Annotated in this window: 15 protein-coding genes and 1 pseudogene; 9 read left to right on the top strand and 7 right to left on the bottom strand. The window is 68.2% G+C overall.

Going from position 1 to position 17,637, the window contains the following annotated elements; all coding sequences use genetic code 11:
* Positions 1-103: 103 nt before the first annotated feature.
* Both DB31_RS25095 and DB31_RS25090 read right to left on the bottom strand, forming a co-directional pair.
* Positions 104-301: pseudogene (locus DB31_RS25095) on the bottom strand (serine/threonine protein kinase); the annotation flags it as partial.
* Positions 298-1,167 (bottom strand): DUF2381 family protein, encoded by an 870-nt coding sequence (locus DB31_RS25090; protein WP_044191994.1) that lies wholly within the window; start codon positions 1,165-1,167, stop codon positions 298-300. The pseudogene DB31_RS25095 and the gene DB31_RS25090, both read right to left, overlap by 4 nt.
* Before the next feature lie 147 nt (positions 1,168-1,314).
* Between DB31_RS25090 and DB31_RS25085 the strand changes: the two genes are divergently transcribed.
* Positions 1,315-2,415, top strand: a complete 1,101-nt coding sequence (locus DB31_RS25085; RefSeq protein WP_044191991.1) for an MbnP family protein — start codon at positions 1,315-1,317, stop codon at positions 2,413-2,415.
* The gene (locus tag DB31_RS25080; RefSeq protein WP_240486876.1) at positions 2,412-3,632 is read left to right on the top strand and encodes a cytochrome-c peroxidase; all 1,221 of its coding nucleotides are present in this window, start codon (positions 2,412-2,414) and stop codon (positions 3,630-3,632) included. The genes DB31_RS25085 and DB31_RS25080 overlap by 4 nt, the downstream gene beginning before the upstream one ends.
* On the opposite strand, the gene DB31_RS49695 is transcribed toward DB31_RS25080, so the two are convergent.
* Positions 3,535-4,476 (bottom strand): LysM peptidoglycan-binding domain-containing protein, encoded by a 942-nt coding sequence (locus DB31_RS49695; protein ID WP_052420219.1) that lies wholly within the window; start codon positions 4,474-4,476, stop codon positions 3,535-3,537. The genes DB31_RS25080 and DB31_RS49695 overlap by 98 nt on opposite strands.
* A gap of 256 nt (positions 4,477-4,732) precedes the next feature.
* Between DB31_RS49695 and DB31_RS25070 the strand changes: the two genes are divergently transcribed.
* Positions 4,733-5,635, top strand: a complete 903-nt coding sequence (locus DB31_RS25070; protein ID WP_052420218.1) for a polysaccharide deacetylase family protein — start codon at positions 4,733-4,735, stop codon at positions 5,633-5,635.
* A 173-nt stretch (positions 5,636-5,808) separates the two neighbouring features.
* Here DB31_RS25070 and DB31_RS25065 read toward each other — a convergent pair whose 3' ends face one another.
* Positions 5,809-6,138, bottom strand: a complete 330-nt coding sequence (locus tag DB31_RS25065; protein ID WP_044191989.1) for a hypothetical protein — start codon at positions 6,136-6,138, stop codon at positions 5,809-5,811.
* Positions 6,139-6,383: 245 nt separating this feature from the next.
* On the opposite strand from DB31_RS25065, the gene DB31_RS25060 reads away from it, so the two are divergent.
* On the top strand, positions 6,384-7,700 hold the full coding sequence (locus tag DB31_RS25060; RefSeq protein ID WP_044192087.1) for a metal-dependent hydrolase family protein: 1,317 nt from the start codon (positions 6,384-6,386) through the stop codon (positions 7,698-7,700).
* Positions 7,701-7,718: 18 nt separating this feature from the next.
* Here DB31_RS25060 and DB31_RS25055 read toward each other — a convergent pair whose 3' ends face one another.
* Entirely contained in the window at positions 7,719-8,324 is a 606-nt protein-coding gene (locus DB31_RS25055; protein ID WP_044191985.1) for a hypothetical protein, read from the bottom strand.
* Between the two features lie 169 nt (positions 8,325-8,493).
* Here DB31_RS25055 and udk point away from each other — a divergent pair, with 169 nt between their 5' ends.
* A complete protein-coding gene (gene udk, locus DB31_RS25050) occupies positions 8,494-9,132 on the top strand; it encodes a uridine kinase (RefSeq protein ID WP_044191984.1) in 639 nt (212 codons plus the stop codon).
* A gap of 9 nt (positions 9,133-9,141) precedes the next feature.
* Here the strand turns inward: udk and DB31_RS25045 are convergent, their stop codons facing one another.
* Positions 9,142-10,149 carry an alpha/beta fold hydrolase gene (locus tag DB31_RS25045; protein WP_240486874.1) on the bottom strand — a complete coding sequence of 336 codons (1,008 nt, stop codon included), beginning with the start codon at positions 10,147-10,149 and terminating at the stop codon, positions 9,142-9,144.
* A gap of 82 nt (positions 10,150-10,231) precedes the next feature.
* Between DB31_RS25045 and DB31_RS25040 the strand changes: the two genes are divergently transcribed.
* A complete protein-coding gene (locus DB31_RS25040) occupies positions 10,232-11,143 on the top strand; it encodes a hypothetical protein (protein ID WP_044191981.1) in 912 nt (303 codons plus the stop codon).
* Between the two features lie 134 nt (positions 11,144-11,277).
* On the top strand, positions 11,278-12,429 hold the full coding sequence (locus DB31_RS25035) for a hypothetical protein (RefSeq protein WP_044191979.1): 1,152 nt from the start codon (positions 11,278-11,280) through the stop codon (positions 12,427-12,429).
* Here DB31_RS25035 and DB31_RS25030 read toward each other — a convergent pair whose 3' ends face one another.
* Entirely contained in the window at positions 12,430-14,619 is a 2,190-nt protein-coding gene (locus tag DB31_RS25030) for an outer membrane protein assembly factor BamB family protein (protein WP_044191977.1), read from the bottom strand. It abuts the gene before it with no gap.
* Between the two features lie 111 nt (positions 14,620-14,730).
* On the opposite strand from DB31_RS25030, the gene DB31_RS25025 reads away from it, so the two are divergent.
* Complete coding sequence (locus DB31_RS25025; RefSeq protein WP_044191975.1) at positions 14,731-16,674, top strand: HTH domain-containing protein; 1,944 nt, start codon at positions 14,731-14,733, stop codon at positions 16,672-16,674.
* A 47-nt stretch (positions 16,675-16,721) separates the two neighbouring features.
* Positions 16,722-17,636, top strand: coding sequence for a HEAT repeat domain-containing protein (locus DB31_RS25020; protein WP_044191974.1), 915 nt, complete (start codon positions 16,722-16,724; stop codon positions 17,634-17,636).
* Position 17,637 lies beyond the last annotated feature (1 nt).

Here is a 17,637-nt window from a genome sequence, read left to right as displayed (position 1 = left end):
GTCACTCTTCCTCAAGGCTACGACTGACGCTCGCTCGCCCCTGGCCAGCAGCCCTGCTCGACCGCCTGCCCTCTACGGGGATCGGCGAACTGATACGGATCCCCAACTCGCGCAGCGTGCGCGCATGCGTCCTCCTGTCGTCGCCGCTCGCCTGGCGGTGCCGCGCCAGCTTGAGCGCGTACAGCTGGCCGTCCTTCTCCACGAGGTACACGAACGCAAAGCCGCCATCCCCCAGCGCCTTGAGCACCTTGAAGCCGTCGATCACGGCACCGGGGGGCAGCCCCACGACTGGCGCAGTCATGGCTTGGGCTCCTTCGCGGGCGCCGGAATTTTCACCTCGGGGATCGCAAGCGTCCGACCATCGGCACCGCTCAGTTCCAGGATGAAGAAGAGGCCCACGCCTGCGGGTGGCTCCTCCGTCACCACGAGCACCCGCACAGCTTTGCCGGGTTCTGGCTCTCCCTGTTCCTCAAGCACCACGCGGCCCCGCAGCTTCTCGCCTGTCTTGCTCGTGAGCGTTGCCTCCGTCGGCACCCACGGCTGCGGGCCTCGCTGGTTGCGGAGCCTCACTTGGACCATGAGCCACCCCTTGCCGCGGTAGGCCACCCCTTTCGCGGATTCCAAGCCCTGCGCGGCGTCTTTGGCGGGGCCAACCTTGGCGGTGGGAACGCCGCTCTCGCCCATGTAGCCCAGCAAGAGGAAGTCTTCCGGCCCTCTCACTCCCTCGCGGACTTCTGCGAGGCAAGCTGGGGCGGCTGGCTCTTGGCGCGCGACGCTGATCAATGTGTCCACATTGGCCGGGTGCACCACGAGCGCGAAGACGGCCCGCGAGGGTGCCTTCCCGTCCGCGAACTCGACTTCGAGCTCGTGGCGCTCGCCATGACTTGGAGGACTCACCGCTTGGACGACGATTGTCCGCGACTGCTCGCCCGTGTCCACCACGCGGATCCGCGCCTCGTCCACCCGCACAGACTTCTTGCGGAGCTCCGCGCCGAACAGGAACACCGTGGGTGTTTCGGCGGAGACGTGAACCTCGGGAGGGGGCTCGGATGGGTTGCCGGTCACGGTGACGGTGCGGTGTCTCGGCTCGCGTGCGGTGGCCTGGGCTCGCGCGACTGTTCCCGTCAGGAGAACGAGCGCAACGGCAAGGGACGTAGATTGAAACAAGGCGACGTGACCTCCTGGGTAGGCACGCTAACAGACTCCCCTACACTGGGGGTAGGAGGCGTCCACCCTCCCCACGCTGCGGCGAACAGCCGCGCGGCAAGATGCCGCACTGCCTCGCGCGTTCGGTTTCGGCAGAGTGCACGCGCAATGAAAACTTCTCTTTTCTCTTCCGTTTCCCTGGGGCGAGCGCTGGGCCTCGCCCTCATCTCGTGCATCCTCCTCGCTGCGTGCGGCGAGGACTCCCCTCGCCAGGGAACGCTCTCCCCCGAGGAGCAAAAGGCCCTTGAGCAGCAAGTGACGGACCTGGAGTCCGAGGTCACTCGCCTCGAGGGCCAGATTCTCCAGTGGCAGCAGGAGCACGAGGACGCTCAGAACACCCAGGCGCAGTTGATCGCGCAGGTGAACACGCTGCGGCAGCAGCTCGATGAAGCCCGCAGGCTGCTGGAGTCCCAGGACTGGCAAGGAGTCCTTGTCCAGTTGGAGTCAGCGCGCTCTGAGCTGCAGGGACTCACCGCTCGGCTGGCCGCCACCGACGGGTCCTTGGAACTCTACGCCGCGCTGGCCTTCGGCCCTGAGCCCTTCGAGCTGGATCGCTCCTACTTCACTGCGGGTGGCGACACGATTACCTTCACGGAGCTGCGGTACTGGCTATCCAACATCCGCCTGGTCAAGCAGGATGGCAGCCAGGTGCCACTGCCGGGCAGCTACTACCTGATGGAAGTCCTCAAGGAGCAGGCGGTCGAGGGAACGAACGAATCCGAGACGCTGCCGGCCAACCGCCGCGAGCGTGTTCAAGTGTCTGCCGTGCCTGCGGGCGTTTACACGGGCATCCTCTTCAGCGTCGGCGTTGACCCTACCTACAATGATGACCTCAGCCGCCAGGCCGGTGAACTGCATGTGCTCAAGAACATGACCTCCATCAGTTGGATGTGGTTCACCAGCTACATCTTCACCAAGACGCAGGGTAGGTACCTCAAGGCGGACGGTGCCACCGACAGCTTCGCTTGGGAGACGGGTAGCAACGCGAACTACCGGACGGTGCAGAAGTCCTTCCCGGCTCCCATCACCGTGAACTCCCAGAAGCGCCTCCACGTCAACCTCCGCGCAGACGTCAGCGCGCTCTTCGCCGCGCTGAGCCCTCGCACCACGCCCACCATCAGTGCCAGCCACACCGCGGAGCGCGCCACGCTGTCCGACAGCTATTCGAGCATGTTCTCGCTGGTGTCCGTGGAGAACCCCAGCCGGTGAGCGCTCCCGGGCTCTGGCGAGCAGGGGTAGTCCTCCTTGTGCTCGTGCTGCTGGAGGCTTGCGGCCCACCGCCAGCGCCGAGCGTGCCAGAGCCCGGAGCGCCCGCCGCGCGTGCGCTCCCCAAGGGCTTCACATCCTTGCCCTCGCCCCCGGACAATCCCCTGAGCACCGAAGGGGTGGCCCTGGGACGCTGGTTGTTTCACTCGCCGCTGCTGTCCAGCTCTCAGCAGCACTCTTGCTCCTCCTGCCACTTGCAGGCGCACGCCTTTGCGGATGACACCCCGCTCACTCCGCGCGGCGTGAGTGGACGCCCCCTTTCGCGCCACACCCCCGCGCTCATCAACCTGGCGTGGATGGAGGGGCTCTTCTGGGACGGTGGTGCCAAGAACCTCGAGTCCCTCTCCCTGGCTCCCCTCACGCATCCGGACGAGCTGGGGTCGGTGGATCTCGAGGCGCTTCTGGCACGCTTGTCCGCCACGCCCGAGGCCGTGCGCCTCTTCGAGGCGGCCTATGGGCCCGGAGGGCTCTCGCTGAGCCACTTGCTGCGGGCGCTCGCGCAATATGAGCGGACGCTGGTCTCTGCGGACTCCCGGTATGATCGGTGGCTGCGAGGTGAGCCCGGTGGCGCGTTGAGCCCTCAGGAACTGGAGGGGCTGGAGCTTGTGCGCAAGCGGTGTGGGCCCTGCCACGGCTCGGAACTCTTCACCGACAACGGCTTTCATAACAACGGTCTGGACAGCCACTTCGGCCAGGACGAGGAGCCCACGCGTGGGCGAGGCCGCATCACCCTGCTGCCTGAGGATGACGGGCTCTACAAGACTCCCACCCTGCGCAACGTGGCTGTCACCGCGCCGTACATGCATGACGGGCGTTTCGCCACGCTGGAGCAAGTTCTGGAGCACTACCGGCACGGCATGGTGCCCTCCGCTACGCTGGACGCGGCCTTCCGCCGCAACGCTGCACCGCCTGGGCTCTCGCTGGAGGAGGGCGAGAAGGCTGCCATCCTCGCCTTCCTGGAGGCGTTGACGGATGAGTCCTTCCTCACCGCACCGGAGCTTGGGCCAGTCAAGGCGGTGCTTCCCCAGCCTGGGCACGCTGCGCAGTCTGCGTCTGCCCGGCCTAGCCACGCGGATCGGGGGAGTCCACGAACACGTCCTGGCCGTTGCCTCGCGGGCTCAGCGGCGTGCCCCCCGAGAACGTCACGCCCTGACCGCTGAAGCGGTAGTCATGGGGCGCGCCATCGGCCTGGGTCGAAACCAGCGCATTGCCTTGCTGGCGTAGGGTGATCTCCCTGCCACCGTTCGGGTCGTTGGCCCGATAGCTGCCATCCACGTTTCGGCCCGTGACCGTGAGCCAGTGGTCGGGCGTCTTCACGTCGTCGGTGCGCCAGTTCACCCCGATGAGAACCGGGCGGCCCGCGTCGAGCTGCTGGTCGATGCCGTCAGCGGTGAGGGTGCCCCGCTTGCGCTGGGCGGTGATGGGGGGCTGTCCTCCCGTGATGCCGCCCACTTGGCTGAACTTCACGGCGTTCCCGCTGTAGCCCTTGTTTTCATCAAGGTAGGCGTCCATCTCCCGTGGAGTGATGGTGCGGCCGCTCAACGCGCTGAGCGCCATGGCGCTCGCGGTGATGGCGCAGCCCTGGGCTTGGATGCTGCCGCGGCTCCCGGCACGGACGTTCCCCTCTCCGCCCAGCCTGCGCGTTCCCCAGGCCTCATCCCCCTGACTGAACAGCGGCACCCCGTCCCGGCTGGGGAAGGTCTGGCTAGGGTTGGCGGGGTCGGCCCAGACGCGAGTGTCACCCTCGATGCGCGAGGCCTCGGCGGGGGTGAAGAAGTCCCGCTGCAACTCGGCCGCCACCGCCGAGCCAGCCGGTCCCGCCCCAACACGAGCCTGGGGCGCCTCTGAAGGGAGCGGCCCTCCAGGAATCTCCAGGGACTGCCCCGCGTGGATCCTGTTCGGATCGCGGATGTTGTTGGCCTGGATCAGGGCATCCACGGACGTCTTGTTCTGACGGGCGATCTTGCTCAACGTGTCGCCACTACGAACCCGGTAATCGCTCATGGGCAGAGCTTCACCTGACGGTGTCAGCGACGCTCTGCCACTCGAGGAGTATAGCGTCGGAGAAATACCGCGAGGCTCTGCCCACGTCGTTCTAGCCCTTCCTCTCGCCACTTCAAGGAACGAGATGAGGTAGCAGCGGAATGTGACTGGCACAATTGACGAGCAGCCATACGCACGGAGGTATCCCCTCCGCAGTTGCTGGTCGGCATCGCCGGACTGAGTTTGCCTGAAGCAAAGCTTGGGAGGGGAGGCCACCGTGACATCCGGATACTTCTTGGCCGAGGGCCGCAGCTGCTTGTCGCAATCTCGCACGCCTGTGCGTTGGTACCGCCGGGCGCTCTTTCTCTCGCTGTCGATGGTGTCATTGCTGCTGGCCCTGGCGTGTCAGGGACCGGAGGACCCGTTCCTCGAGTTCTCCGAGGCGCTCGCTCTCGAGCCTGGACAGCTCATCGTCTCTTTCAACTTCGATGACAACTTGGCCAGTCAGGCCGAGGCAGGTCCCCTCCTTGCTGCGAGAGGGATGCGCGGCACCTTTTACGTCAACAGCGGGCGCGTGGGGACGTCTGGCTATCTGACGTATGAGCAGCTTCAGCAGCTCCAGGCCGCAGGCCATGAGGTGGGCGGTCATACGATCTCCCATCCCCGTCTCACCACGCTCAGCGAGGCCGAGCAGCGGCACGAGATCTGCGACGACCGGGCCGCCTTGCTGAAAGAGGGATTGCGAGTGACGTCGTTCGCCTACCCATTCGGCGATGAAGACTCAAGAACCCGTCAGCTGGTCATCGACTGCGGTTACAACTCGGGCCGGGAGTCGGGCGGCTTGCGAACGCCCAGCGGTTGCCGAGGCTGCCCCTATGCCGAGTCTGTCCCGCCCCAGGACGTCTACGCCATTCGCACGCACGGCTCGGTCACCCGGGCCTGGTCGCTGAGCTACCTGCAAAACCTGGTGCTCCGGGCCGAGGCAGGCGGCGGGGGCTGGGTGCCCCTCGTCTTCCACCACATCTCGCCGACGACGTGTCCCTCCTCCGAGACGTATTGCATCTCGCGCTCCACCTTCATCGCCTTTCTCGATTGGCTGGCCCCGCGTACCTCGCGCGGCACCGTCGTGCGCACCATGGACAATGTCATCGGCGGGCCACTCCAGCCTCCCCCGGGCTGAGGGAGCATGGCCGAGGGAGATGCTCCGTCGTGAGACGGGCCGTGGGAGCGCGGTACCCATGCGCGGGATGGAGAGAACCGCCTCCGGCTAAACAGGAGGCGGCCCCGGAGGAGGATGGAGCGGACGCCAGGAGTGGATGGGGCCGGGCTCTTGCTCAGCCGTCCGAAGTGCGCTCAGCGCACGTTGTCCAGGGCCTGGGCTTGATTGCCCTCGTGCTTGTGCGAGCAGCCGCACGTCTTTCCTTCCTTCGCGTCGGTGTCGGCGGCCGTCTTGGCACAATGAGGGCAGCTACACCCCTTGCCGTCCGCGGCCTGTGCGGCGGCGCCTCCTTGTTCCTTGCGGAGGGCGCAGCTGCATCCCTTGTGCTCGCCCTGCTCCGAGCCCTGCTGGGAGGAGGTGTTGACGGCAGCCTCCTCTCGGGGAGCCGTCTGCGGGGTGGCGCAGCCAGCAAGCGCAGACAGGGTGGTAGTGGTGAGAACCAACAACAGCGTGCGGATTGTCATGTCGAGACTCCGTCGGGTGGATACGGAACAGGGAACGACACGAGGAGGATAGCCCAGCAGGGAGGAGGGAGCAGTTGGCCCAAACAGTGCCCGCTGCACAGCCAATGGCTCCCACCAAGACTCACCACCCTCCGGTGCTATTGCAATCAGCCCGCACTCCATTCGCAGTGGAGCGAAGGGGAGGCGGGGCCCGACCAGGCGTGAGGGAATTGACTCGGCGGTGCATTGTGCACGGAATGCACCGCATGCGAATCGTCCTCCTGCTCGCTCTCCTCTGGGTATTGCCGGTCTCCGCCGCGGAGCCCCCGAAGCCCGTTGTCCTCAAGGCCGCGCGCCTCTTCGATGCGAAGAGCGGCAAGCTCGTCACCCCCGGCGTGGTGGTGGTGACGGGAGGCCAGATCACCGCCGCGGGCTCGAACGTCTCCGCTCCTGCTGGCGCCGAGGTGATCGAGCTCGGAGATGCCACCCTGCTGCCCGGGTTCATCGATGCGCATACGCACATCACCGGCCAGCCAGGAGACGACTGGCGGCAGGACGTCATCGACCGCATGCAGCGCACCATCCCCGAGCGCACGCTCGAGGCGCTGCCGTTCGCCCGCGCCACGCTCATGGCGGGCTTCACGACGATCCGCAACCTGGGCGGCGAGGACTTCATCGACATCGGGCTGCGCAACGGTATCCGCCGGGGCAGGGCCGTGGGGCCGCGAATCATCGCCGCTACCTCGGGCCTGGGCTCCACGGGGGGCCACTGTGACGGCGGCAACTCGTACCGCAAGGGCTTGCTGGCCCAGGAGTCCGGCCAAGGTGTGGCGGATGGGCCCGACGCCTTCCGCGCCAGGGTCCGCGAGCATCTCAAGTACGGCGCGGACGTCATCAAGGTGTGCGCCACGGGCGGCGTGCTCAGCCGCAATGACGACGTGGACTCGCCGCAGCTCACCCAGGCCGAGCTGGACGCCATCGTGGACGAGGCTCACGCCCGCAAGCGCAAGGTCGCCGCGCACGCCCACGGCGCAGAGGGTGCCAAGCGCGCCATCCGCGCGGGCGTGGACTCCATCGAGCACGGCTCATTCCTCGACGACGAGGCGCTCGATCTGATGAAGCGCAAGGGCACCTTCTTCGTCCCCACCCGGAGCGCCCTGAAGGGCGTGAAGGAGCGCTACGAGAAGGGCCTCCTGTCACCAGAGCAGATTCCCAAGTACAAGGCCGCCGACGCCGCCGCGCGACAGGCCGTGAGCAAGGCCATCTCCCGAGGGGTGCGCATTGCCTTCGGCACGGATGCGGGCGTCTTCGCCCACGGCCGGAATGCCGAGGAGTTCGCCCTCCTGGTGGAGGCGGGCCTCTCTCCCGCCGACGCCCTGCGTGCCGCCACGATCATCGACGCCGAGCTGCTCGGGCTGACGAACCAGCTGGGCACGCTGGAGCCCGGCAAGCTCGCGGACGTCGTCGCCGTGCCGGGAGACCCGCTCCAGGACATCCGCCGCACCGAGCAGGTCTTCTTCGTGATGAAGGAGGGCGTCATCTACCGGAACGACCGTGCGGCTCCTTCCGTGGTGGCGCGGTAGCCACACGCGCGCTGGCTGTCAGTGGCCGCCGCCCAGCTTCACGTCCGTGCGGCAGATCCCCACCTCGGAGGTGCGCCGGAGGTTGAGGGTGACCGGGCCCAGGGCGAAGGTTCCCTTGCCGCACGTATTATGGAAGTCATAGGAGCCCTGGAGGTCGAGCGTCACGACCACCGCGTTGCTGACCTCTCCCTCCGGCGGATCCACCTGGTCCACGAAGGGGAAGTTGCGGGTGCGCTGGAAGGTGATCGTTCCGCGCAGGTTCTCCACCGAGGTGATTTTGATGGGCGGCGTGGGGCCCTCCACCGAATAGGTGCCGTCCTCGAGCTCTTTGGGGATGTCGATGTACAGCAGGGGCCCAATGGCTTCCGCCGTGTTCTCGACGTTGACGAACAGGTCAATGGTGGTCTGGGTCAGGCTCGAGGTGCCGTAGGTCTGGGACATCCGGATGCCGGTGCTCAGGCTGTGCTGCGTCCCCGAGGCGCAGGTGATGCGCATCTCGCGCGCACCGGCCAGGAGCATCGGCTCCAGGATCTCCACGTTCTTCTCACAGGGATAAGGCTCGCCACAGGCGAGCAGGGGAACGGCGGCGGCCAGCAGCCACCCCCGGCGCGATGTCATGGCCATGTCTTGCTCCAGTTGGGCCCTCTCGGGCGGAACCCGTCCAGCCTAGCGCGGACCTCTTGGGCAGAAGACCCAGCCCTCTCAGGGTGGGGCCTGGTCCCCCACCTTCCGGGTATGTCCCGTTTCCGACACAGCCTTGCGCCCGCCGGGCTGCTGCGATAGGTGGCCCGCCATGTCGTCACCCCTCGTCGTTGGCATCGCGGGAGGCACCGCTTCGGGCAAGACCACGGTCTGCCGGAAGATCCGGGAGGCGCTGGCCGACTGCCGTGTCGCCTTCATCGATCAGGACTCCTACTACGCGGATCTGAAGGACATGCCGCTCGAGGAGCGCCGGCAGGTCAACTTCGACCACCCGGATGCGTTCGACACCGAGCTGCTCGTGCGCCACCTGAAGGAGCTCAAGCAGGGCCGGGCCATCGAGAAGCCCATCTACGATTTCATCACCTGCTCGCGGAAGAGCGGCTCCGTCCGCGTGGAGCCCGGGGACATCATCCTCATCGAGGGCATCCTCGTGCTCCACATGAAGGACATCCGCGACGAGACCGAGGTGAAGGTCTACGTGGACGCCGACGACGACCTGCGCATCCTTCGGCGCCTCACCCGCGACATCAAGGATCGCGGCGGCGACTTCGATCACGTCGTCAACCAGTACCTGCGCCACGTGCGCCCCATGCACATGGGCTTCGTGGAGCCCTCCAAGCACCACGCGGACATCATCGTCCCTCATGGCGGCAACAACGAGATCGCCATTCAGATGCTCGTGGGGGCCCTGCGCGCCCGGCTCGCCGCGCCCCCGATGCCGAAGTGGTAGGCCCGCGCCTCAGCGCAGCCGGCGCAGGAAGTCGCGCACCGGCCCGTTGATGCGGCGGGTCTCGGTCAGCAGGGCGCCGTGGTCGCTCAGGCCCTGGATCTCGTGGTAGCGGGCCTGCACGCCCGCCGCGCTCAGCAGGTGATACGTCTCGCGCACCCGGGCCGGTGGCGCCAGCACGTCCGAGGCCCCCGCGATGAGCAGCACCTTGGCCTGCACCTTCGGCAGGTACTCCGTCAGATCGCACCCGGCGTAGGCCGTGGTCATCAGGATCCACGCGTTCGGATCGAAGGTCTTGGCGAAGGCCTCGGCGTCGTCGTCCAGCGTCTTCTCGGCCACGTCGATGTCCCGGTATCGCGCCGCCAGGAACTCGCGGCCGTACAGCAGCCGCAGGTACTCCAGCCGCAGCTTCTTCATCGTCTTCAGCGGCCCGCCGCCTGGACGGTAGAAGCCCTCCTTGTACTCGGGGTCCATCCACATCAGCTGATGGAACATCCCCACCCGGTCCCGTAGCGCCTCGGGCAGGGCCCTCGCCGCGCCAATGGCCACCACCCCCGCGGTGATGTCGGGGAAGAGGGCGGCCAGGCGCAAGGCCACCAGGCCTCCCAGTCCCACGCCCACCAGCGCCCGCACGCGCTTGAGCCCCATGCTCCGCAGCATCGCGGAGATCGCGCGGGCCATATCTCCCGTGGTGAGCAGCGGCAGCGCGGGCCCCAGCATCTGCCCCGTGAACGGGTCCTCGGTGAGGGGCGAGGTGGTGCCGAACGGGCTGCCCAGCAGGTTCATGGAGATGAGGTGCAGGCTGGAGGGATCCAGCGGCCGCTTCTCTCCAATCAGCTCCCGGCCCCAGCCGGACGGCTGATACGGAGCGTCCTCCAGTGGACCCAACGCCCGGTGAGACTGGGCCGCGTCGTGCAGTAGGACTACCGAGTTCTCGCCTGACGGTTCTCCATACGTCTCATAGGCAACCTGGGTGCCGTCCAGCAGGCCGCCCTCCTCGAGAGGGAGCGGTACCGTCAAGAGGTGGGTTCCCGTGGCCTGGATCACTCAAGGGAATTCTTCTATCACTGTGCGCCCGAACGCCTAAGGAGAGTCTCAGCAGATGCGTTACTTCGGTGTCCTCGCCCTACTCGCCGCGGTCCTGGGCGGTTCGATCATGTTCCACAAGCGGCTGAAGGCCGAAGCGCTGGAGGCCCAGAAGGATGCGGACGCCGCGCGCATCCAGAAGGACTACCTGGAGCGGGTAGGGTGGATGCGCACCAACCCGGATGAGAAGTCGTACCGGGAGGAGCTGGCCCCCTTCTTCAAGACGTACTTCGAGCAGGTGGACGCCCACCTCACCAAGTACAAGGGCAACAAGGAGTTCGACTCCTATATCGCCGAGGTGGAGCGCAAGGCCGAGGGCGGCAAGGACGAGAAGGTCGCCGAGCGCAAGGCGGCCTACGAGTACACGCGCAAGGTGTTCGATGCGTTCCGCAAGGGCAAGTACAGCCCGGTGTGGACGGCCACGGACAAGGGCATGCGGCTGGATGTGGTGTCCGCGGACGTGGTGATGGTGCAGGGGACGCCTCAGGTGCGCTTCCTGCTGGCCCTCTGGGGCGCCCAGCGCGAGCTGAAGGACGACGGCAAGGTGAAGAAGATGATCACCAGCGCCGCCTTCGAGGCGTCGTGGAAGCTGACGGACGCCAAGGGCAAGCTCTTCGGTGAGATGAAGGGCCAGGATCCCTCCAACAAGATCGACTACCCGGAGCGCTACATCGCCGAGTTCCCCCCGCAGATGGTGCTGGGCCACTACGACATGGACCTGGTGCCCAGCGAGGTGGCGAAGATGGAGATCGCCTTCAAGGTGAGCTCGCGCTCGACCTCGGGCGGTACCGCGGACGCCAACTATCTGTGGAAGCTGGATGTGCCCTCCGACTGGCGGCTCAGCGCGGGCATGAAGTGGGAGGGCGCCACCGAGGAGACGCGCCCCGAGGAGGAGATCGATCCCGCCGCGGCCGCGAAGACTCCGTAGCCACACGGATCGTTGCAGCTCCAGTCATAAAACGTCACCCAACTGTGGGATTACGAAAGAGGGGAGGACGTTAAGGTGCTCGCGGCGAGCGGCTAGGTGCTGCTCGCCCGCATCGTTGGAATGGAGCTCCCCCCGTGAAGCCACTTCTGTCCGCCTCTGTCCTCTGGCTCGCGCCGGCCCTCGCGCTGGCGCAGACCGCTGAACCCGTCTCCCCTCCGCCCGCCGAGTCCTCTCCGCCTGCGGCCTCCGCTCCAGCCGCTTCGAGCTGGACGGACAAGGTGAAGCTCTCGGCCAAGGCCTACCTGCGCTACTCGTACGAACTGGGCCAGGAGGCGAAGAACTCCAACCAGTTCACCATCGATCGCATCTACCTGCAGAGCGAGTACTTCGCGACCGACAAGGTGCGCTTCCAGCTCACGCTGGACAGTGGAGTGACTCGCAACGCCTCGGGCAACCAGGTGTTCCTGGCCGAGACGAAGTCCGCTTTCATCGAGGTGAAGGACCTGGTGGCCAAGGGCCTCTACCTGCGCGCGGGCATCCTCCCGCTGGCGTGGATCCCCTATGAGGAGGATCTCTGGGGCTACCGCGTGCAGGGGCCGCTGCCGATGGATCGCTGGGGCTACATCACCTCGGCGGACATCGGTCTGGCCGTGGGCGGCTCGCTGCCCTCCAAGTACGGCAGCTTCCAGGTGAACTTGACGGATGGCGAGGGCTTCCGGTTCTCGGAGCTCGGCAAGCGCAAGGAGGTGCAGGCGCGCCTCACCGTCAACCCGCTCGCCTCCATGGGAGGGCTGGCCTCGGGCGTCTTCGTCACCGGCTACGGCTCGTTTGGCGAGTATGACGACACGGGGCTGGCGGCCCGCGCGAAGTCCCGCGTGATTGGCGAGGTGGGCTTCCAGAGCGCGCCGCTGACGGTGGCGGGGGCGTACGCCGTGGCCCGGGACTCCCAGCCCAAGGTGAAGGGCCGCTACACGGTGGGCGATGAGAACCTCGTCACCGGCCACGGCCTCTATGGGTTCGCCGTCGTCAACGTGGGTGAGCTGTCGCATGCCCCCGTCATGGAGGGCGTGGATGTCGTCGCCCGGTATGACCACCTCGAGCCGGACCGCGTCGTGGAGAATGACACGCTGAACCTGCTCATCGCCGGCGTGGGCTACCGGTGGAACAAGAACATCCGCAGCATCGCGGACTACGAGACCGTGAGCTACGGCGCGGACGTGGGCGGCGTGGGCACGCACAAGCCCGCGGAGAAGCGCCTCAAGCTGCAGACCGAGTTCAAGTTCTGATCAGCCTTCCACGACGGCGAAGTGGGACGTGAGCTGGTACGCGGTGAGGGTGCCAGCCTCGTCCAGGAAGTAGAGCCCGAGCCGGGCATCCACCTGCAGCCCCACGAGCCCAGCTCCGGCGCGCACCTCGGCCAGCACCTGGCCTCCGCGAGGCTCCACCGCGCGGACCTGCTCGCCCGGGATGAGCACCACCCCGCGCGACACCTTCGCGGGCAGCGCCCGGGCCAGTGGCTCGCCCACGGCCCCCACGCGCCACTCCAGCTCTCCAGAGGTGCTCACCCGTGCGGCCGCGCCACTGGCCGAGGTGACGATGACGCCCCGAGGCAGGGCCGTGAGCGCGAACGGCCCCGCGCCCAGGTGCAGCGGGCGCTCCCAGAGCTGCTTTCCGCGTGCGTCCACGCACACGAGCACGCCCTCGCGATCCTTCTCCCCGGCCACGTAGACGCGGGTGCGGGCCGGGAGCGGCGCGGAGGGCAGGGCGATCGGGAGCTCGCACGTCCACGTCACGTCCCCGCTGTGCGCGTCCGCCATCAGCAGCGCGTGGTGGTCCCCCCGGCCCAGCAGCGTCACGAAGCGCTTGCCCCAGGCCACGGGCGTCCCCTGGAAGGGGACTCCCGCGCGCATGCGGTAGCGGACCTGACCGTCCGCCATGTCCACCCCGTACAGGTAGCCCGAGTCCGTGGCCACCAGCGCCCGGTGCCCCTGGAGCGCCAGCCAGCTCCGCTGCGTCTTGGCCGGGGCCAGGCGCCACACCTCGCGGCCCGCCACCTCGGCGAAGGCCAGCACCGTGCGCTGCTCCGACAGCGTGACGAGCAGTCCGTCCTGTCTCAGGAGTTGCGGGCCCAGCGGCAGCCCGTCATGGTCATGCAGCCAGCGCGCGCTCTTCCCCGCGCTGATGAAGCACAGGACGCGATCCCCATCCGCCGTCACCACGTACCCGTCCGCCGTGGCCGCGACCCCCTGGCTTGCCTCGCGACGCCACAGCTCCTGCCCGTCCTTCCGCGCCAGTGCCAGGGCCTGCTCCTTCGAGCAGAACACCGGCCCCTGCCGTCCCAGCATGAGCTGCCCGGACTCGGCACCCTCCAGCCCGCGCTGCTCCCAGCGCTTCTCGAAGCGCAACCGGCGCAGCCTCCCCGGCACGGGCAGGGGACGCCCGGTTCGTCGCGAGGTGCGCCCTTTGCCCCGCGCCTCTCCCGCGCCCTCTGGAGGTTGAACCGGGCCGCGCAGGTGCGAGAGGCCCTCGCGGCAGCGCTCGGTCAGCTCCACCAGATAAGGATTGTTGGACTGGCTCCGGTCCCGCTCGGCGATGGCGAGCGCCAGCGCCTGTCCGAGGTGGAACATCGCCGCCGCCAGCGCCGTGCCATCCACTGCGACGGAGGTGCCCGGGCCCAGCCGCCCCTTGCCCTTGTCCAGCTCCAGCGTGAAGGCGGGCCGCACGCCCCCCAGCTCGAAGGAGAAGCTCTTCTCGCCCAGCTCCACCGCCCGGGCCAGCTCTCCCGCCTGCCGCGAGAGCTCCAGCGCCGTGAGGAACGGAGGGCCCGCCGCCTTCCACGCCTGTGCGCGGCCAGCCAGCTTCAGCCACACCTCGCCGGAGCACAGCAGCGAGCCCAACGCCGTGCCCTGGCCCTTCTCATGGCTTCGCAGCAGGTCCGTCGGGTCCTTCAGTTCGAAGCCGAAGCCTGGGTCCTCGGTGGGTTCGACCCGGACGGTGAAGGGCTCGGGCGGGGCTTCCTTCTTGAGGCTCACCGGGGCGCCGAGCAGGCGCAGCGACTCCTTCAGCCCCTTGGTCAGCGAGGAGGGGAGCCCCCGGGGGGACGCCTGGGAAATATCCGCCAGAAAACCTTTCGCGCAGCCCTGCGCTGCCTCGGACAGCTCGTCCAGCTCCACCCGCACTGGCGGTCTCAGGAGGCGGGCGGGCCGGCCCAGGCTCGCCACGGACAGCTCCACCTCCACGCCGGCGCGTCGCAGCACCAGCTCCAGGCTGGCCTCGGGCAGAGACACCTGCGCCAGCCGCCTCTTCCCCGCACGCAGCGCCGCGACGGCCCCCACCAGGGCGGGAACCACCTCCGCCAGGGGCTCCTCCACCGCTCCCGTCAACAGATTTACGCCGTGGAGCTCCAGGGCGATGGAATCCATCGGGTGGGCCGTGCGTTCGCGCTTCCAGCGCTGTCCGAGTCGGAACCGGGTCATCCTTTCCCTTCGATCTCCATTCGTTGACAAGCCAGAATAGCGGTGGCTACCATCCGCCGCCCATACGGACCTACATTTTTGTAACCGTTCGAAATTCTTGGGGAATAGTCGATGACATTTTACGAGGCCGCGCTCCGGATCCTGGAGAGCGAAGGTCGTCCCCTCCACTTTCTGGAAATCACCGAGAAGTCCATCGCCCAGAACCTGCTGTCCCACGTCGGCAAGACGCCTGAGATGACCATGCTGTCGCGTCTTGCGGCGATGGCACGAAGGACTCGGGATCGCAAGGTGATCGTGACGGCGAAGGACACGTTCGCGCTGGCGGACTGGTCGGTGCCGGAGGATGTGGAGGCGTTGGCGCAGACAGGTGTGGTGGAGCCCAACCCGGAGGAGGAGCTGCCGCCGCTGAGGCCGGTGGAGCGTCATCCGGATCCGCGCGGGGACAACGTGCGGGTGGCGGGCCGTGGCAGTGAGCGCAAGCGCCGCCGAGAGGAGGAGGAGGAGCAGAAGGGCCGCAAGCGCCGCTTCCCGCCGCTTCCCGAGGTGGTGTTCGAGATCCTCAGCGAGGGCGAGGGTGGCCTGCGCGCCGAGCAGCTCATCGAGCGCGCCCGGGGCCGCGAGCTGTGCGCCGAGGACGTCACCGTGGAGGTGGTGCTCACCGCGCTGCTGGAGGACAACCAGCGCCGCATCGACGCGGGCCGCCGTCCCCAGTTTGCCTTCAACAAGCACACGAGCGAGGTGGTGACGCTGGAGCGCGCGGGCTCGCCCAGTGAGCCGCCTCCGCTGGATCTGCAGGCCGCGTTCGCCGCCGCGCTGGGCATCCCGTTGGAGGATGGGCGCCCGGTGCTGGCCAAGGCCGTGGCGGCCGTGGCGGGCGAGCCGCTGGTGGATCAGGCGCTGCTCACCACGCTCAAGACGACGCTCAAGGACGCCCGGCGGGCCGTGGCGCGCGGGCTGCGCAAGCGCCTGGGCGACGCGGACGTGGGCACCTTCGAGAAGTCCGTCGTGAAGATGATGCACGCGCTGCACTTCCGCGAGCTCAAGGTGGCCAAGCGCTCCAAGGAAGGCCCGCTGCTCACCGCGCGCAAGCGCGAGGGCAGCGTGGAGCTGCGCTACGCCGTGCGGATGCTCAAGGGCAACGCCTCCATCGATCGGAAGATGGTGCAGGAGTTGCGGCGCGACCTGGGCCACTACTCGGCGCAGGTGGGCCTGCTCGTGAGCGCGGGCGATGTGCGCGGCGACGCGCGCTCCGAGGCCCAGGCCAGCGGCGCGCTGGTGATGCTGTGGTGCGGGGACGCGCTCGGGGAGAAGTTCCTCGATGCGAAGACCGCCGTCACCGTCACCCAGGTGGAGCTGTTCGACATCGACGACCGCTTCTTCGAGGCCGCGCGGCTGGACGCAGAGGAGGCCCAGAAGCGCCGCGAGGAGCGCCAGCGCGAGAAGAAGCAGGCCAAGGACGAGGGCGGCGAAGAGGCTCCCCGGAAGAAGTCCGCGTCCAAGTCCAAGTTCAAGGCCAAGGCAGAGTCCGAGTTCGAAGCAGAGGCAGAGGCAGACTCCGAGGAGGAGTCGTCGACCGCCGAGGAGCCGAAGTCCGAGGAGGGCGAGAAGGTGCGCAGCGTGGCTCCCTCGGCTTCCGCTCCGGCCTCCGCCGAGGCTGCCTCCGAGTCCGAGGAGGAGGGTGACGAGGAGGACGACGAGGAGGGCGACGACGAGGATCTCGAGGCTGCCAGCGCGTTCGTGGCTGGCGCCGGCCGTCCCGAGGGGGCTGCTCCCGCCGAGGGAGGCGCCGCTCCGGGAGACCGCAAGCGCCGCCGCCGCCGCCGCCGGGGCCGTCGCGGCCGTGGCAGCAAGGGTGCTGAGGGTGGGGCGCAGGGTGCCCCTGGAGCCCCGGGTGCGGCCGCCGCGGGAGGAGCGCCTTCGGAGGGCTCCGCGTCCGCCTCGGCTGCTCCTTCGGGGGGTGAGAGTGCGCCTTCCTCGGGGGCAGAGGCTCCCCGGGCGTCGGAGCCACCCCCACCTCCACCGAGTAGCGGCTCGTCCGAGGGGAGTCCCTCCTGACGCAACTTGGGACGCGGGCGGGTGGAGTGGAGTACCTTAAGAGGGCCATGAAGTCGGCCCTGCTCCTCACCGCCTGTGTCCTGCTGCTGGGTGCCTGTCGCGACCCGGGGCCACGCTACCCGGTCGAGGAGATGCGCCTCTCTGGCGCCACGCTGACGGACAACTCCCAGCTGGGGCTGGGGCCCGAGCAGGTGAAGGCCCTGCTCCGCCAGTCCCTGGAGGCGCGCAAGCGCTTCGAGTTCACCGAGGGCAAGTCGCTGGGCCAGCAGCGCCCCTGGCGCATCACGTTGGAGCTGCCCTTCACCCGCGAGGTGCTGAAGGACGACGGCCAGCACACCTACGCCGAGGTCGGCGCCACGCTGGTGCTGGAGCGCTTCGGCGGCGACCTGCCCGAGCGCTATGAGGTGGTCGGCCTGGGAGAGATTCGCATGCTCAACGAGACGCCCGGGGCGCGGCGCACGGCGCTGCGCGAGGCGCTCGAGGGCGCGCTGCGCCAGGTGACCGAGTCGGCCGTGCTGCAGCTGTCCGCGGTGGATCGGGACAGCGGCGCGCTGGTGCAGGATCTCCAGACCTCGGATCCGCGCGTCCGCGAGTTCGCCCTGCGCACCCTGGCCGAGCGCCGCCACCCGGCCGCCGCGCCCCTGCTCCTCGAGCAGCTCAAGTCGTCCGACCCGGACACGGTGCGGCGGGCCATTGGCGCGCTGGTGGAGATGCGCGCGGCGAGCGCCGTGCCCGCGCTGATTGATTTGTCCCGAGGCAAGGACGTGGGATTCCTGCAGGAGATCGTCTTCGCGCTGGGAGAGATCGGCGGTACGGAGGCGGAGGCGTACCTCTACACCGTGGCACAGGGGCACGATCAGCCCACCATCCAGGCCGCGGCGCAGCAGGCACTGGACACACTCTACGCTTCACGCAAGCACTCGACACCCGAGGCGCGTGGGCCGGAACACGCGGAGCATTGAG

The organism is Hyalangium minutum (assembly GCF_000737315.1).
Lineage (GTDB): Bacteria > Myxococcota > Myxococcia > Myxococcales > Myxococcaceae > Hyalangium > Hyalangium minutum.
The sequence above is the reverse complement of the archived record's forward strand: the minus strand, read 5'-3'. Positions and strand labels throughout refer to the sequence as shown.

What these genes read in the sequence shown, in the direction of transcription:
- DB31_RS25085 (WP_044191991.1), top strand. Translation starts at nt 1,315, where the DNA reads ATGAAAACTTCTCTTTTCTCTTCCGTTTCCCTGGGGCGAGCGCTGGGC.
- DB31_RS49695 (WP_052420219.1), bottom strand. Translation starts at nt 4,476, where the DNA reads ATGAGCGATTACCGGGTTCGTAGTGGCGACACGTTGAGCAAGATCGCC.
- DB31_RS25065 (WP_044191989.1), bottom strand. Translation starts at nt 6,138, where the DNA reads ATGACAATCCGCACGCTGTTGTTGGTTCTCACCACTACCACCCTGTCT.
- DB31_RS25060 (WP_044192087.1), top strand. Translation starts at nt 6,384, where the DNA reads ATGCGAATCGTCCTCCTGCTCGCTCTCCTCTGGGTATTGCCGGTCTCC.
- DB31_RS25055 (WP_044191985.1), bottom strand. Translation starts at nt 8,324, where the DNA reads ATGGCCATGACATCGCGCCGGGGGTGGCTGCTGGCCGCCGCCGTTCCC.
- udk (WP_044191984.1), top strand. Translation starts at nt 8,494, where the DNA reads ATGTCGTCACCCCTCGTCGTTGGCATCGCGGGAGGCACCGCTTCGGGC.
- DB31_RS25040 (WP_044191981.1), top strand. Translation starts at nt 10,232, where the DNA reads ATGCGTTACTTCGGTGTCCTCGCCCTACTCGCCGCGGTCCTGGGCGGT.
- DB31_RS25030 (WP_044191977.1), bottom strand. Translation starts at nt 14,619, where the DNA reads ATGACCCGGTTCCGACTCGGACAGCGCTGGAAGCGCGAACGCACGGCC.
- DB31_RS25025 (WP_044191975.1), top strand. Translation starts at nt 14,731, where the DNA reads ATGACATTTTACGAGGCCGCGCTCCGGATCCTGGAGAGCGAAGGTCGT.
- DB31_RS25020 (WP_044191974.1), top strand. Translation starts at nt 16,722, where the DNA reads ATGAAGTCGGCCCTGCTCCTCACCGCCTGTGTCCTGCTGCTGGGTGCC.